Genomic DNA, 14,855 nt, shown 5'->3' on the forward strand with positions numbered 1-14,855 from the left:
ATTGCCGAGTGCAATTTGATCAGCCGTGCATTTTATAAGAGCTTCCGCCAATGAACGGCTTGTCACCGGGCGGGCCTGAAAGGCAGCGACCATGCGCAAGGCAGGTATTATCCTTTTCTGGATCATCGCGTCCCTGTGCGTGATCGCATTGGTTACCTTGCCGATCAATCTCCAAACCCAACTGATCGCCGGCATCGCCGTCGTCACCTTCATGGCGGTGATCAAGATCCTGCGCGCAGAAGGGACATGGCGCCTGATCGCCCTTGCTTTCGGTACGGCGATCGTCATGCGTTACGTCTACTGGCGCACGACCAGCACGCTGCCGCCGTTCAACCAGCTCGAAAACTTCATTCCCGGTTTCCTGCTTTACCTGGCCGAGATGTACAGCGTGATGATGTTGGGGCTCAGCCTCTTCGTCGTTTCGATGCCGCTGCCGCCGCGGCCGTCCCGCGCGGCATCGGCAGGCAAGTACCCGAGCGTCGACGTCTTCGTCCCGACCTACAACGAAGATGCCGAGCTTCTGGCCAATACGCTGGCGGCGGCGAAAGCCATGGACTATCCGGCCGACAAGTTGACCGTCTGGCTTCTCGATGACGGCGGCACGCTGCAGAAGCGGACGTCGCCCAATCTCCTCGAAGACCAGATGGCCAAGGCGCGGCATCAGGAGCTACAGATCCTCTGCAACGATCTCGACGTTCGCTATCTGACCCGTGACCGGAACGAACATGCCAAGGCCGGCAACCTCAACAATGGCATGCAGCATTCCAACGGCGAATTGATCGCGGTCTTCGATGCCGACCACGCCCCCTCCCGGGATTTCCTGCTCGAGACCGTCGGTTATTTCGAGGACGATCCGAAGCTCTTTCTTGTCCAGACACCACATTTCTTTCTCAATCCCGACCCGGTCGAGAGGAATCTGCGGACTTTCGAAAGGATGCCGAGCGAGAACGAGATGTTCTACGGCATCATCCAGCGCGGTCTCGACAAATGGAACGCCTCGTTCTTCTGCGGTTCGGCGGCGGTGTTGCGCCGGCAGGCGCTCGACCAGACCAGCGGTTTTAGCGGCGTCAGCATCACGGAAGATTGCGAAACCGCGATCGCTCTGCACGCCAGAGGCTGGAACAGCGTCTATGTCGACCGGCCACTGATCGCCGGTCTGCAGCCCGCAACCTTTGCCAGCTTCATCGGCCAGCGCAGCCGCTGGGCGCAGGGCATGATGCAGATCCTGCGCTTCCGCTTTCCGCTGTTGAAGCGCGGCCTCTCGATACCGCAGCGGCTCTGCTACATGTCATCGACCCTGTTCTGGCTCTTCCCCTTCGCCCGCGCGATCTTCCTTTTTGCGCCGCTTTTCTACCTGTTCTTTGATCTGGAAATCTTCACGGCATCCGGCGGCGAGTTCCTCGGCTACACACTTGCCTACATGCTCGTGAACCTGATGATGCAGAATTATCTCTACGGATCATTCCGCTGGCCCTGGATCTCCGAGCTCTACGAATATGTCCAGACGATCCATCTGTTGCCGGCCGTCGTCTCGGCCATCGTCAACCCCAGGAAGCCGAGCTTCAAGGTGACGGCCAAGAACGAATCCGTCCTCGTCAGCCGCCTGTCGGAAATCAGCCGGCCATTCTTTCTCATCTTCGGTGTTTTGCTGTTCGCCGTTGTCGTAACGGCTTACCGGGTCTACACGGAGCCGTACAAGGCTGACGTCACCCTTGTGGTTGGCGGCTGGAACCTGCTCAACCTCATCCTTGCCGGTTGCGCGCTCGGCGTCGTCTCCGAACGGGGAGAACATTCGGCAACGCGACGGGTCAAGGTCACGCGGCGGTGTGAATTCGGGCTCGACGAGACGTGGTATCCGGCTACCATCGACAATGTTTCCGTTCATGGCGCGCGCGTGAATATCTACGCGAAGGAGATAGGGATACTACCTGTCGATACCCGTGGCCTGATCCGCTTCAAGCCCTATAGCGGCGACACCGAGGAAATCCTGCCGGTTGCGATCCGGAACTCTCAGGTCGCAGGCGACATTGTTGCGATCGGCTGTCGCTATCTGCCGGAAGTGACCAGGGACCACAGCCTCGTCGCCGATCTCATCTTTGCAAACTCGCAGCAATGGACCGAGTTCCAGCTCTCACGCCGCGGCAATCCGGGTCTCCTGCGAGGCACGCTCTGGTTCCTCGGCCTTGCCTTTTATCAGACGAGCCGCGGTATCAGCTATTTCTTCAGCAGTCCCGGGGCGAGAGATAAGGCCCGTTTGGCTGCAAAGGCAAAAAGATGATGAGGTCCGTGTTTCTGGCTTTAGCCATCCTGGTACTGCAGAGCTTCCCGCTTCGCGCGCAGGCCCCGTTCGACATGACGCCGGAGCGGTCGACGGCTGAAGGGCAGACAGGGACCGGAGCGGCATCGCAACCCGTGGTCGTCCCGACTGCCCAACCGAGTGAAACCGAAGCCTTCAAGCGGTACCTGCTTCCAAACGGTAACGTCGATCTGAGCGGTGAATTCGAAGATCGGGCCTGGTCGGTCTATCTGACACCGCAGCAGGCAGCCAGCGGAGCAAGGCTCAATCTCGGCTATCAGAATTCGATTTTCGTCGCGCCGGAGGTGTCCCATCTTCGGGTCGAGATCAACGACATGAAGATCGCCGAGGAAGAGGTTCGCTCTGCTGATACCGTGTCCGACTTGAGCTTCAAACTGCCGAAGGATCTGCTGAAGCCCGGATCGAACCTCATCCGCATGCGCGCGGACCAGCGTCACCGCACCGACTGCACGATCGAATCGACCTATCAGCTCTGGTCGCGTGTCGATGCGGAAAAAACCTATCTGAGCTTTTCGGGCAGCGACGCGCAAGGGCTGCAAAGCCTCGACGATATCCGGGCGATCGGCGTCGACGATCGCGGCCTCACCCGGTTCACTTTCGTCGTACCGGCGCTGGAGCAGCCCAGCACGACGATACCCTTGATGCGGCTTGCCCAGGGTCTCGCCGTTTTCGCCGACATGCCGAACCAATCCTTCTCTTTCAAGACGGGCAGCATGACCGGAACGAAGCCAGGCGAATTGACGGTGCTCATTGGCACCCCCGCCGAACTCCAGCCGCTTCTTGCCTCCTTGCCCGCCAGCGCCAGTTCCGGGCCCGTTGCCGGTTTCGTCGAAGATCCGGAAACCGGGTCGCCAGTGCTTGTCCTCAGCGGGCCGACATGGCAGGCGATCGGCACGGCCATAGAAAGCGTCGTTGCCCCCACGGACGCCACTGGTCCTGCGGTCCGCCGCGATGTCATAACGACACAAAGATGGCGCTCTCCCGACACGCCTTTCCTCTTCTCCGATACCCGGCTGAGTTTCTCCCAACTCGGTTTCAAGACCGAAGAGTTTTCTGGCCGACGGTTTCGCACCGATTTCACCGTCGGCGTTCCCGCGGATTTCTATGCCAATGCCTATGGCGAAGCGGTCATCCTTCTGGACGCCGCCTACTCTCCAACCGTCCTGCCCGGCAGCCACATCGATATCTACATCAATGGAAATATCGCCTCTACAGTACCGATTGCCTCGTCCGGCGGCGGCATCCTCAGACATCGGCCGATCAACGTGACGATGCGGCATTTCCGGCCGGGCGTGAACACGATCGCAATCGAAGCTATTCTCGATACCGAGGACGACAAGCTCTGCGCGCCTGGCGCGCCTGATTTGGAAACGCCGCGCTTCGCGCTGTTCGACAGCTCGGAATTCCACATGCCCGACTTCGCGCGTATCGCGCAATTGCCCAATCTCGCGGCGTCTGCCGGGACCGGGTTTCCCTATGGCAGAGGCCCGGACGCGACCCGCCTCTACCTGGATCGCATCGATTCCGATACGCTGTCGGCGACAGCAACGTTTCTCGGACGACTGGCCGCCGGCGCCGGTCGCCCGATCCCGGTCGAGACGGTGGCATCTCCTGCACTGATCGGCAGCCGAAGCGCGATCTTCATCGGCGCGCTTTCGCAAATGCCGCAGACGGTCCTGACGCAAATGAATATTGCCGAGACAAGCCGCACGACATGGGGATCCGATCCCGGTGGTAAGACGGACGCAGTCAATACCGAAGCTGCTCTCGACGCGTGGCGGGAGAAATTGCGCGGCGGCGTCTGGGCACCCTGGATCACGGCGTTCGAGGATTGGGTCAAACGGAACTTCGACATCTCCCTTTCCTCATTGCGGTTCGCGCCGGTCCCGGAGAGCAGCTTTACCCCCTCGACGGAGACATCGTTGCTGGTCGCGCAAAGCGCCAGCCCCGATGGCAGCGGCACATGGTCCCTGGTGGCGGCACCGACCGGAAAGGACCTGCGTGAAAGCGTGCAGGCCCTGAGTGCGCAGGACACGTGGAGACAGCTTGCCGGGCACATCACGACTTACCAGCGTGGCACCAAAACGATCGAAACCATCCCGATCAATGACTTCGCCTTCATCGAGACCCAGCCAGCGTCCCTTTCAAACTACCGGCTGATCGCCGCCAACTGGCTCTCGACCAACATTCTGACCTACGCCGTGCTGCTGGCTGCGCTCGGCGTTTTGCTGGGGCTTGCGACCGCCATGCTGCTCAGCAATCTCGGGCGGCGGGAATGAAGGCAAAACTGCTTGCAGCGCTCTTTGCAGGCATTTTCACTCTCTGCCTGCAAACCGTTCCGGCCGAGGCACAACAACCGATGATCACCAACGAAGCCTGGGAGGCCTACAAGACCAAATTTCTCGATCCCGGCGGCCGGATCGTCGACGATGGTAACGGTAATATCAGCCACAGCGAAGGGCAGGGCTACGGCCTGCTGCTGTCGGTCCTTGCCGGCAGTCAGGCGGATTTCGAGTTGATCTGGGCTTTCACGCGGACCGAACTTCTCCTGCGCAATGACGGGCTCGCCGCCTGGAAATGGAGCCCTGGCGCAAAACCACATGTTACCGATGTCAACAACGCGTCCGACGGCGATATCCTGATTGCCTATGCGCTGGGCCTTGCCGGACAGCAGTGGAACCGCAGGGATTATACGTCGGCCGGGGCAGCAATCGCCCGAGCCATTCTTGCAAAGATCGTCGTTCGGGACAACGACCGAACGTTGCTTCTGCCGGGCGCCACCGGATTTTCCGGCGCCGACCGCGAGGACGGCCCGGTCATCAACCCGTCCTATTGGATTTTCGAGGCGTTTCCGGTTCTCGATCAACTGGCACCGTCGCCAGTCTGGGGAACGCTTCGCGGCGAAGGGGTCGCGATCATCAACGAACTTCGGTTCGGTCCGAAACAACTTCCCGCAGACTGGGTCGCTTTGAAGCCTTCCCCCAAGCCTGCATCCGGCTTTCCGGCGGAATATGGGTATAACGCACTGCGTATACCGCTTTATCTCGTTCGCGGCGGCGTGACGGACCGGCAATTGCTTTTGAGGTTTCGCCAAGCCACGTCCGGCGCTAACGGTGCAATCACAACCGTGGATTTAAATTCCGGCGCAACCAAGAACACTCTCTCCGATCCGGGTTATCGAATTGTTAACCATATTCTGGCCTGTGTGGTGGACAAGACCGCGTTGCCTGCGGACGTGAAACAATTCACGCCGACGCTGTATTACCCTTCGACGCTCCACTTACTGGGGCTATCATTTGTTGCTGAAAAGCATCCGGAGTGTTTATGAAGCCGTCCATTATCGCATTGTCAGCGATCATCGCGGCCGTCGGCATCGTCGGCATGAAGAAGCCCGACTATGTGAAACATATGGTTCAGTCCTTTTCGCCGGCAAGCGAAGATGATCTCGCTTCGCGCTCGTCGCCACTGCCACAACAACAGCCAGCGTTTCAGACCGTTGGTGAAAAGGCGGCGGTGTTCCGGGAAATCAAACGCCCTTCGGAGCCGCCGCTCGACACCGTGGTCACGGCGGCGACAGCGTCCACGGTTGATGAAAGTGCGCTGCGCTACTTCGCAAGCCAGGGGGATACCGCAAGGCTGCAAGCGGAAATCTCGCGCCTGAAGGCGCTCTATCCCGATTGGACACCGCCGAAAGACCCACTGGCCATTCCTCAGAACGAGGACAAGCAACTGGAGACGATGTGGCAGCTTTATTCGCAGGCGCGCTACGCGGAGGTCCGCAAGGCGATCGCCGAACGGCAAACGGCGGAACCGGCCTGGCAGCCGCCTGCGGATTTGCTTGATCGATTGGGCGTGGCAGAGGCGCGGCTGCGACTGATCAATGCGTCCGATCTCAAACAATACGAAACAGTCGTGCGCATCGGCGCCGAGACGCCGAGCCTGCTGACCTGCAGCGAGGTCGATGTCCTCTGGCGCGTTGCCGAAGCATTTTTCTGGACGAACAAGGCGCAACGGGCGACGGACGCCTATACCTACATCCTGAACAATTGCCAGAACACCGCCGAACGCCTCGCGACAATCCAGAAGGCCGCCGACCTTTTGCCCTCCAACACGGTCGAGGAACTGCTCGCCAAGGAGAAGACGGCCCCCGATGGCACGCGGGAATTCGACAGCATTCGCGATGATCTTGCCCGCCGGTTCGTCGCCGAAGCCAATGCCGACGGAAAGATTGTCGTCCCGCCCCAGTATCTTTCGCGCGTCGAGCGGCTTGCCGAGACCGGCGGCCTTGCCTCTGACGCCCTATTGCTCGGCTGGTATTATCTGCCGCGCGGCGAAATGGAAGCCGCCGAAAAATGGTTCCGGCGCGCTCGTGACAAGGAAGATTCCGCCTCCGCCTCGCAGGGTCTGGCACTGACCCTGATCGATCGCGATGTGCCTCTCGAGGCCGAGAACGTGATGTATCGCTGGCGCGACGCCTCCAAGGAGGCGAAAGCGGTCTATCTGGCCGCGACCGCAAACCTGCTTGCGCTCGATCCGCCGGCTTCGATCAAGGCCGGCGTCCTGAAGCGGATCGCCGCAGAGGTGATCAAATCGCGCGACGCTACGACGGCCCAGCAGTTCGGCTGGTATGCCCGTGCCTTGAACCAACCGCAGACGGCCGTGCAATGGTTCAAGACGGCGCTCGGCTGGAAGCTGGACGACGAGCCTTCCGCCTACGGCCTTGCGGTAACCTATCTGCAACTCAACGATATGAAGGGCGTTTCCGAAATCCAGCGCCTTTGGGCCGGAAGATCGGAGCGCATTGCCAAGCTTGGCGGAGAGAAGGAGGAGCCCGAAGCCGCCAAGGAACAATTGCCGGTTCCGGGCGAAACCGTAACCGTCCGGCGCAAGGCCCGCCCGCGAGTGCTAGCGATTGCCGTATCCAACGAACCTGAGGAATATAGGGAAACCCCGGACTTCACCGTTCGGCCACGCGGGCGCAAGAGTGTCGCAACCGTCCGCGGCTGTAGGACCACATTCAATCCTGAAACGCTGTCGCCCGACGCGGCACTGGCGCGGGGCTGGTGCCTGATGGAACTGAACCGGCCACTTGAAGCAGCCGCCGCCTTCGAGGTCGCCTTGTTCGGATCTTCGAAAATACGCGAGGATGCCGCCTATGGCCAAAGCCTGGCCTACCTGCGCGCAGGATTGGCGGGCAAGGCTGCGGTCTCGGCGGTCAAGGCACCGCAGAAACGTGAGCGCGCCCTCGAACTGCAGAAAGCCATCCTGACCGACAAAGCCATCGCCGCCTTCGACGGGGCCCGTCCGCGAGAAGCCTTGCTTGTGCTCGACCAGTTGAAACAGATCACTCCGGAAAGAACGGATCTGCTTGCATTGAGGGGATATGTCTATCTCAAGATGAAGCGCTATGGCGACGCACGCCGGGTCTTCGAAGCTCTGGCCGCCATCGGCAATCGTGACGGCCAGCGTGGACTGGCAATCATCCATGAGATGTTTCACGAAAACGATTGACCGGACCCAAGTGATGAATTCTGTACCAGCGCCTACGACGCGCGGTGCCAGATTTTCGCGAAGATGGCCCAATACGCACGTCGCTGCGTTTCCGCGCCATTCTCCCGATCTGGGATCGGCCGACATTGGTCATTTTTACCACAATGGCATTTATGAGCGATAAGCCGGCATTATCGGTCGTTATGACAAGCCTACAGGATGTGCTCTTGTGGAGGTCTATTGCCCAAAAAAGCGCACCCAATCCCAGCCAGGGATCAACAATGATCGCGCCCGTCCCCTCGAAGTCTTTGACGTTGCGCGTGACAACCGTGAGCCCGTGAATGAGCGCGGTGGCAGCAATCAATACATCCACTTCATTGCGTCTGTCGGGAATGTGCAGATGCGCACACCGTGTCGCGACGGCGTCATCGATGGGAATTATCCGGCCGGCAAATTTTGCGCCTTGCCGGGCATCGCGACGCTGCACACCAAGGATGCCGCGTTCCAGCTCCAGAATGGTGATCGCGCAGGAACAGAAAGCGGAACTCATCAGTGGGGTTACCGATCTGCTCGTGCGCATCCTGAACAAGAGCCCCGCCACGACCTTCGTGGTCATCGACGAGGTGGCGGTAGAGGATTGGGGCGTCGGGGGCCTTCCCGTCGCAGACTATCGGAAGACTCTTCGAACACGGTCATGAGCATGGGTGTGTTCAATCTGCCGTCCAGGGAGGAGGCGGTGCGGGCTGTCGCCTTTCCTTCAAAAACCACCAGCGAGCATCCCTCGCTTTTATAGCGGAACCTGGTGAGCGACTGAGGTTACACTCGTCACCGAGATCGGCGACCTGGCTCGTTTCCAAAGGCCAAAGCATCTTATGGGCTGGCTCGGGCTCGTGCCATCGGAGGCGTCGAGCGGAGCCAGAACGCGGCGGGGGCGATTACAAAACCGGTAACGGAGAAGCGCGCGCCATGCTGGTCGAGGCCGCATGGTCCTATCGGCTGCCGGCACGCGAGGAACGACGATACAGGATGCGGGTCGAACATCTTCCGGAAGAGATCAGGGCCATCGGCCGGAAGGCCCAGGCAAGGCTATGCCAACGATACCGTCGGCTTTCGGCGACCGGCAAGCCACAACCGAAGATCATCACCGCGATTGCCCGTGAGCTTGCCGGTTTCGTGTGGGACGTGACTGGATCGCAGCTTGAGCCAGGTCGTGGGCACGCCGGCAGCCCGTGCCGCATTGGATCTCCTCGTCACCACATGGGCACGGTCTGGGCTCTCAGGGGACGTCGTGGCGGGGATGCTGCTTGGCGCCGCTCGCGCACGACAACAGACTCAACGCGAGAACAACGTCGAGTTGGTCTGGACCGGCCCAACGACTCCGTTCGTCGCCACCCGGCACCGAGCAGGTGCTATTGGATCTCATCCAGCGCGCTAAAACGGAACTCTTCATCGTCAGCTTCGTCGCCTACGATGTGCCGCCAGTCATCACCGCGATCAATTCGGCGATCGACCGGCGTGTCGAAACCCGAATTCTCGTAGAGGCGTCCTTGAATCATGGCGGCAGCTTGCTCATCGATCCGGTGGCGACGATGAGAAGCTGCGTCCCCTCGGCTCTTCTATATGCCTGGACCGACCGACCGCATCCATTCACCAACGGCCGTGTCCATGCAAAGGTAGCTGTGGCGGATAGCAGGACGGCCTTCTTGACTAGCGCAAACCTTACCGCCCATGCGCTCGAAAAGAACATGGAAGCGGGAATCTTGGTCACTGGCGGGCATATCCCCGCCAACTTGCGTGCCAACCTCCATGCCCTGATCGAGACGAAGGTTATCCGTCCGGTGTGACGAGCTAGAGCCCCGTTCTGCATGCCGATCACGGCAAGGGACCAACCGCAAGGTTGGCCGGACGAAAGGGAACATGAAGTGCTGCAGTCTGGCCCAATAAGGTCCGTGATCGAGACTAGGCCAAATTAAATTGCTATTTCTATTTTTGAGCTGGGCGCATAAGCTAGGCGCCGTGAAGTATACCCTATTGGGCCAAGAGGGGAGTGCCAATGCGCGTTGCTCTGGTTTATCCGCGCGTCAGACATAGCGCGTGGTTTGCCCGGGTCGGCGGGGGCGCCTGCTGGAACCACTGAGATCCGCCGGCGTCGCCCGCTCCCGTCTTCCTCTAGATCAGGAACGAATGCAACGCTTCCAATTCCTCGGGTCGGATCTCATGTCCTCCGGAATGGTAGCATGCCTCCACGCGGGCCTTCTGTGCCGTAAAATAGTCGACCAGCCGCTCTGTGAGCGGGAGCGGGCAGATCGGGTCGCGTTGGCCTCCGGTGATCAGGATTGGTCGATCTTTCAACTGCTCACTATTCGCGGGGATCCATGGAATGAGTGGATGCAGCAGGGCAGCGCGGTCGAAAAGACCGGCATTTCTGAACAGAACGGACGCAAGGATGTTTGCCCCGTTCGAATAGCCGAGGCCGTATATTGCCCGCCCGGGATTTGCTGCTTTGTGGGCAGCAATGAACCTGGCCATCTTTTCTGTTCGTCTCGCCAGGTCCTCCATGTCGTAGGAGCCTTCGCTCGTTCGACGAAAGAAGCGCAGTGCGCCAAACTCCGAGACGTCTCCGCGCGGCGAAACCAGCCCGGCATCGGGCAAAATTTGCCCGACCAACTCGGCGAACTGATATTCGTCTCCACCGGTGTCGTGAAAGGCGAAGACGATGGGCGCGTCGCGTCCGGGCACTCTTATGAGCGCCTGATAGGATGAGATCGTCATGGTGGTCTTCTCCGTCGGGCTGGACGTGAACTGCCGCGGTCCCGAAGTCGGTTAGTCCCTGATCGGCTCGAGACGGCGTGAGATCTGGTCGCGATAAGGTTCGTAGCGCGCGGGAAGCTTCAGGGCTTCGCCGAGGTGCCCGGTGTCTTCATCGCGATCAAACCCCGGCTCGTTGGTCGCGATCTCGAACAACACGCCTCCGGGGGTGCGGAAGTAGATCGCCCAGAAGTAATCGCGGTCTATGACAGGCGTGACCTGATAGCCGGTGTCCATCAGAGCCTTGCGGACCTCAGCCTGGGCCGCACGGTCGTCCACGGCGAAGGCGATGTGATGCACCGAGCCAGCGCCGAGGCGGGCGAGATCAGCCTGGGGAACTGTTTCCAGATCGATGACGTCGGCACCGTTTCCGCCGCTGATGGCGAAGCGCGACCAGTCGCCTTTGCGGTCCACCTCCTGGTAACCCATGAAGCTGAGTAGTTCCCGCGTCGCGCCGGGATCCTTAAGACGCAGACTTGCGCCGTGGAAGCCCTTGACCGCTTTTTCCGCGTCGATCTCTCTGCTCGCCCAACCGCGGCGCGGATCGCCGTCGACTTCGACCAGCGAGAAGGCATCCCCGTCGGGGCCCTTGAAGCGAAGGCGCTTCTCACCGCGGAGTTCGTGCTCCGAAAGGTCCGTGACGCCGCGCGCGGTAAGCCGTTCCTTCCAGTAGCCGAGCGTCTCCTTCGCGACGGCGAAGGAAGTCTCGCCTACTTCGCCGGCACCCGGGCGTCCCTTGGCAATATGCGGAAACGGGAAATAGGTCATTACCGAGCCCGGCGTGCCGATCTCGTCGCCGTAATAGAGGTGATACACCTCCGGGTCATCGAAATTCACTGTCTTCTTCACCCGGCGCAGGCCGAGCGTTTTGGTGAAGAAGTCGCTGTTCTCCTGGGCATTGGCGGCCATCGACGTGACGTGGTGAAGGCCTTTGATCTGTGTGAGCATGGCGGGTCTATCTCCGGATTGGCGTGTATCGACGTTTATCTGGAGACAAGATCGGTCAGGTCTTCACGGAATTGAATAGCAATAATATTGACAATATTATTGCATTTATTGCAATAAATGAGCATGAGCGATCTAAGCGATATCCGCGTGTTCCTGGCGGTGGCGCAGCAGCGCAGCTTCACAGCGGCGGCGCGACAGCTGTCGATGACACCGCCGACTGTGACCCGCGCCGTCAGTGCGCTGGAGGAGAGCCTTGGAGTGCAGCTCCTGCTGCGCACGACGCGTCAGGTTTCGCTGACGTCGGCCGGCGCCGTCTACGCGGCGCGCATCGAGCCGCTGATCGGGCAATTCGACCAGGCGAGGGAGGATCTGCGCGAAGAGCATGGGGATGTGGCCGGGCTGATCCGCATCAACGCGCCGCTGTCGCTCGGCCAGCATATCCTGCCCGCCATCGTCTCAGGCTTTCGGGTCGAATATCCGCGGACGGGCGTTTCGCTATCCTTGACGGACCGGTTCATCGACATCGTTTCCGACAGTTTCGATCTCGCCGTGAGGGTCTCGGAGCCGCCGCGCGACAAGTCAACGATATGGCGCAAAATATGTCGCGTGCGGCGTGTCCTTGTTGCCTCCCCAGGCTATCTCGCCGCTTTCGGAACGCCTGAGACGCCCGACGACCTCGATCGCCATGCTTGTATTGCCTATGACGAGGAGGCGATCGCCGAGAGTTGGGAGCTGACGAACGGCGGGCGGACGCGAAAGGCACGGGCCGGCAAGGTGCTGGCGGCGAACAACGGCGAGCTTCTCGCCAGACTGGCGGAAAACGGAGAAGGCGTAGCCCTGCTGCCGCACTTCATCGTCGACGATGCGCTGGCACGGGGCACGCTGAAGCAAGTCCTTGCCGAGTGGGAGCCACCCGAGCTCTGGCTGACACTATATTATCCGCCCTACGAGAAACTGCCGATGCGGGTTGCCAAATTCTCGGACTTCTTCGAAAAGTACGTAACTCTTACGCGCCCGCTGTAACGCGGAGGCTGGTAGCCGTCGTATTTTCGCGTAGAAGGTGTCTTTTCCGGCAAAAAGCGAGCAAAAATTACAAGAAATTGAGCTGGCTGGCGGGCATGCTTCCTGTTGAATCGGACAGCAACCGCCTATATCGGGGCCCATCTATGGTAGAGATCGTGACGGTCGGGAAAACGCGTCTTCCTTTTCAGGTCGCCGAATACCCCGTCCATCGGCCCGGGATGAGCCCGGTCGCGACTGGACCTCTCGCAGCACAAGAGCAGCATCTACTGGGAGGTGCGGATGAATCATAGTACGGGAACGGAAGAGGGCGTCGGCGCTCATTTCGGCTTGCCGCATACTCCATGTCTTTTGGCTCGACCGGTTCGTGACGCCAGATTTTCCGTGACGCGCTTGGAATGGCGGCTGAACGGGGATGCGAGCCGCCTGGTGTCCTTGCCGCCCGACGACGCCTATTTCCTGATGCTCTACCTGAAGGATGCGCACCATTGCGACGTTGCTGCCGATGGCACCGAGAGCGAAGTTCGCCGCTTTCGGCAGGGTTCCGTTTGCCTCGTCGATCTGGCCCATGGCGCCTGCATCCGCCTTTTCAGCAATCTCGATTCGCTCGCTTTCCAGCTGCCGCGAGAGCTCTTTCGGGAAGTAGGCGAGTTCTCGGCTGCCCCAAAAGCAACCAGGCTTAGATGCCGGCGGGGTGAGTACGATGATGTCATGCGCAATCTTGGGGCAGCTCTTCTGCCGCTTTTTGAAAAGCAAGGGAGCTCCCACGCTCCAGTTTTACAGCACATCGCCATCGCCATCTGTGCCCACTTGCTTCACGCTTATGGCGATCTTTCCGGTGAACTGGGCTCCAGTACAGCGCGCCTCTCCGTCTGGCAGGAGAAGGCCGCCAAGGACTTCATGATCGACAATTTTGCCGATCACTTCCCGACGGCGGCAGCAGCTTCGGCGGCTGGTGTGTCCAGCCGTGATTTCATCGAAGGGTTCAAGGGCGTGACCGGCCAGACGCCGCAACAGTGGCTGATGCGCTATCGAATTGCACGTGCCAAGCAGTACTTCGCCGATCGTTTGACACTTGCAGAGATCGCCACCCGGTGCGGCTTCACCGACGAGAATCATCTCACCAAGGTATTCCGTCGAGTGACGGGCGCCACCCCGTCAGCCTGGCGGGCGCGTTGGCTCCAATGACGGGAAGGGTAGAGCGATTGCCGCTTTCGTGCTATGAGGGCCAGCCCTGTATCCGAACCCTGAACTACTGTAGCGTCCGAAACAGCATTGAACGGTGTATGGCGCCTAGCCAGAAATCGGGAGACCACGCCGATGACCCTGCATGAAGGATTGAACGCAGCAAGTCATGGGTGGGACCCGATCGTCAAATCAATTGCTGCCGGCGATATCATCGTCACGAGGACGTATTCCGATCGCTTCGATCTGGACGTCGCACCGGCCATCCCCTGCACAGACGCATTTGGTGTCATTGTTCAGCTGCGCGATTTTGATGCCCATCGCTTATGGCGACGTGGCCAATTGGTCTACGAAGGCGGACACGCCAAGGCGTCGCTTGCGATCACCGACCTTCGCGATCAGTGGCAGTGCCAACACCTCTCACCATTCGACAATATCCGCTTCCATGTTCCGTTTTCCCGCATGCGTGCCTTCGCGGAAGAGGTCGGGCGAAGCGAATACTCGGCGCTCACTTGCGTCCAGGGCCGCATAGATCCGGTCATGCATGGCCTCGCCCAGGCATTGCTGCCATCGCTCGACAACCCCGGTGAGGCTAATCCTCTTTTTCTGGAGCAGATCAATCTCGCCATGCTGGCGCACCTCAGCCAAACCTATGGCGGGCTGCACTTCCCGGTGGACAAGAAGGGGACCTTGGCGCCCTGGCAGGAAAGACTCGCTACGGAATTTCTGGCTACTCATTTCAACAAACCGTTCTCGATTGGAGATCTGGCTTCTCGCTGCGAACTGTCGCGCAGCTATTTCAACAAGGCTTTCAAGGAGAGCTTTGGGCGCACCCCTTCAAAATGGCTGAGCGAATACCGGATCGCGCGGGTCAAGGAACTGCTGTTGCAGGACCTGCCAATTGCAGAGATCGCGATCAGTTGCGGTTTCGCCGATCAGAGCCACATGACACGGGTCTTCACAAGTCTGACGGGTGAGACACCGGCGCGCTTTAGACGAAAGAACAAGCCCTTCAGCATGGCCTTGGGTCAGCTCGGGGATTGATCCCCGCGACCATCGGCTCATATCATTCAAAATGCGTGAGTTT

General features: G+C 60.0%; 12 protein-coding genes and 1 pseudogene. 10 read left to right on the forward strand and 3 right to left on the reverse strand.

Going from position 1 to position 14,855, the window contains the following annotated elements; genetic code table 11:
- The first annotated feature begins 91 nt into the window (after positions 1–91).
- The 4 genes from bcsA to ACSQ2Z_RS25585 are packed head-to-tail and all read left to right on the forward strand — an operon-like array spanning position 92 to position 7,828.
- Positions 92–2,278, forward strand: coding sequence for a UDP-forming cellulose synthase catalytic subunit (bcsA, locus tag ACSQ2Z_RS25570; RefSeq protein WP_436083986.1), 2,187 nt, complete (start codon positions 92–94; stop codon positions 2,276–2,278).
- Positions 2,278–4,596, forward strand: coding sequence for a cellulose biosynthesis cyclic di-GMP-binding regulatory protein BcsB (locus tag ACSQ2Z_RS25575; RefSeq protein WP_436083987.1), 2,319 nt, complete (start codon positions 2,278–2,280; stop codon positions 4,594–4,596). The genes bcsA and ACSQ2Z_RS25575 overlap by 1 nt, the downstream gene beginning before the upstream one ends.
- The gene (locus ACSQ2Z_RS25580; protein WP_436083988.1) at positions 4,593–5,645 is read left to right on the forward strand and encodes a glycosyl hydrolase family 8; all 1,053 of its coding nucleotides are present in this window, start codon (positions 4,593–4,595) and stop codon (positions 5,643–5,645) included. The genes ACSQ2Z_RS25575 and ACSQ2Z_RS25580 overlap by 4 nt, the downstream gene beginning before the upstream one ends.
- Complete coding sequence (locus ACSQ2Z_RS25585; RefSeq protein WP_436083989.1) at positions 5,642–7,828, forward strand: cellulose synthase; 2,187 nt, start codon at positions 5,642–5,644, stop codon at positions 7,826–7,828. The genes ACSQ2Z_RS25580 and ACSQ2Z_RS25585 overlap by 4 nt, the downstream gene beginning before the upstream one ends.
- Positions 7,829–8,069: 241 nt before the next feature.
- Here ACSQ2Z_RS25585 and ACSQ2Z_RS25590 read toward each other — a convergent pair.
- Positions 8,070–8,387: pseudogene (locus tag ACSQ2Z_RS25590) on the reverse strand (type II toxin-antitoxin system VapC family toxin); the annotation flags it as partial.
- On the opposite strand from ACSQ2Z_RS25590, the gene ACSQ2Z_RS25595 reads away from it, so the two are divergent.
- From ACSQ2Z_RS25595 to drmC, 3 genes are all read left to right on the forward strand, one after another.
- Positions 8,323–8,505: a tautomerase family protein gene (locus ACSQ2Z_RS25595; RefSeq protein ID WP_436083990.1), complete on the forward strand. Its 183-nt coding sequence runs from the start codon at positions 8,323–8,325 to the stop codon at positions 8,503–8,505. The pseudogene ACSQ2Z_RS25590 and the gene ACSQ2Z_RS25595 sit on opposite strands and share 65 nt — an antisense overlap.
- Positions 8,506–8,649: 144 nt before the next feature.
- A complete protein-coding gene (locus ACSQ2Z_RS25600; protein ID WP_436084160.1) occupies positions 8,650–8,757 on the forward strand; it encodes a transposase in 108 nt (35 codons plus the stop codon).
- A 279-nt stretch (positions 8,758–9,036) separates the two neighbouring features.
- On the forward strand, positions 9,037–9,651 hold the full coding sequence (gene drmC, locus ACSQ2Z_RS25605; protein WP_436083991.1) for a DISARM system phospholipase D-like protein DrmC: 615 nt from the start codon (positions 9,037–9,039) through the stop codon (positions 9,649–9,651).
- Between the two features lie 325 nt (positions 9,652–9,976).
- Here drmC and ACSQ2Z_RS25610 read toward each other — a convergent pair whose 3' ends face one another.
- Positions 9,977–10,579, reverse strand: a complete 603-nt coding sequence (locus ACSQ2Z_RS25610; protein WP_436083992.1) for an alpha/beta hydrolase — start codon at positions 10,577–10,579, stop codon at positions 9,977–9,979.
- A 51-nt stretch (positions 10,580–10,630) separates the two neighbouring features.
- A complete protein-coding gene (locus tag ACSQ2Z_RS25615) occupies positions 10,631–11,563 on the reverse strand; it encodes a VOC family protein (RefSeq protein WP_436083993.1) in 933 nt (310 codons plus the stop codon).
- A gap of 123 nt (positions 11,564–11,686) precedes the next feature.
- Here ACSQ2Z_RS25615 and ACSQ2Z_RS25620 point away from each other — a divergent pair, with 123 nt between their 5' ends.
- From ACSQ2Z_RS25620 to ACSQ2Z_RS25630, 3 genes are all read left to right on the forward strand, one after another.
- Positions 11,687–12,586 (forward strand): LysR family transcriptional regulator, encoded by a 900-nt coding sequence (locus ACSQ2Z_RS25620; protein ID WP_436083994.1) that lies wholly within the window; start codon positions 11,687–11,689, stop codon positions 12,584–12,586.
- 279 nt (positions 12,587–12,865) lie between these two features.
- The gene (locus ACSQ2Z_RS25625) at positions 12,866–13,771 is read left to right on the forward strand and encodes a helix-turn-helix domain-containing protein (protein WP_436083995.1); all 906 of its coding nucleotides are present in this window, start codon (positions 12,866–12,868) and stop codon (positions 13,769–13,771) included.
- Between the two features lie 132 nt (positions 13,772–13,903).
- Complete coding sequence (locus ACSQ2Z_RS25630) at positions 13,904–14,812, forward strand: helix-turn-helix domain-containing protein (protein WP_436083996.1); 909 nt, start codon at positions 13,904–13,906, stop codon at positions 14,810–14,812.
- Positions 14,813–14,855: the final 43 nt, after the last annotated feature.

The sequence above is a fragment of the Pararhizobium sp. LjRoot235 genome, from assembly GCF_964254145.1.
GTDB lineage: Bacteria > Pseudomonadota > Alphaproteobacteria > Rhizobiales > Rhizobiaceae > Pararhizobium.

Coding starts and splice junctions, on each gene's coding strand:
- ACSQ2Z_RS25620 (WP_436083994.1), top strand. CDS start 11,687: ATGAGCGATCTAAGCGATATCCGCGTGTTCCTGGCGGTGGCGCAGCAG.
- ACSQ2Z_RS25625 (WP_436083995.1), top strand. CDS start 12,866: ATGAATCATAGTACGGGAACGGAAGAGGGCGTCGGCGCTCATTTCGGC.
- ACSQ2Z_RS25575 (WP_436083987.1), top strand. CDS start 2,278: ATGAGGTCCGTGTTTCTGGCTTTAGCCATCCTGGTACTGCAGAGCTTC.
- bcsA (WP_436083986.1), top strand. CDS start 92: ATGCGCAAGGCAGGTATTATCCTTTTCTGGATCATCGCGTCCCTGTGC.
- ACSQ2Z_RS25610 (WP_436083992.1), bottom strand. CDS start 10,579: ATGACGATCTCATCCTATCAGGCGCTCATAAGAGTGCCCGGACGCGAC.
- ACSQ2Z_RS25615 (WP_436083993.1), bottom strand. CDS start 11,563: ATGCTCACACAGATCAAAGGCCTTCACCACGTCACGTCGATGGCCGCC.
- ACSQ2Z_RS25585 (WP_436083989.1), top strand. CDS start 5,642: ATGAAGCCGTCCATTATCGCATTGTCAGCGATCATCGCGGCCGTCGGC.
- ACSQ2Z_RS25630 (WP_436083996.1), top strand. CDS start 13,904: ATGACCCTGCATGAAGGATTGAACGCAGCAAGTCATGGGTGGGACCCG.
- ACSQ2Z_RS25580 (WP_436083988.1), top strand. CDS start 4,593: ATGAAGGCAAAACTGCTTGCAGCGCTCTTTGCAGGCATTTTCACTCTC.
- ACSQ2Z_RS25595 (WP_436083990.1), top strand. CDS start 8,323: ATGGTGATCGCGCAGGAACAGAAAGCGGAACTCATCAGTGGGGTTACC.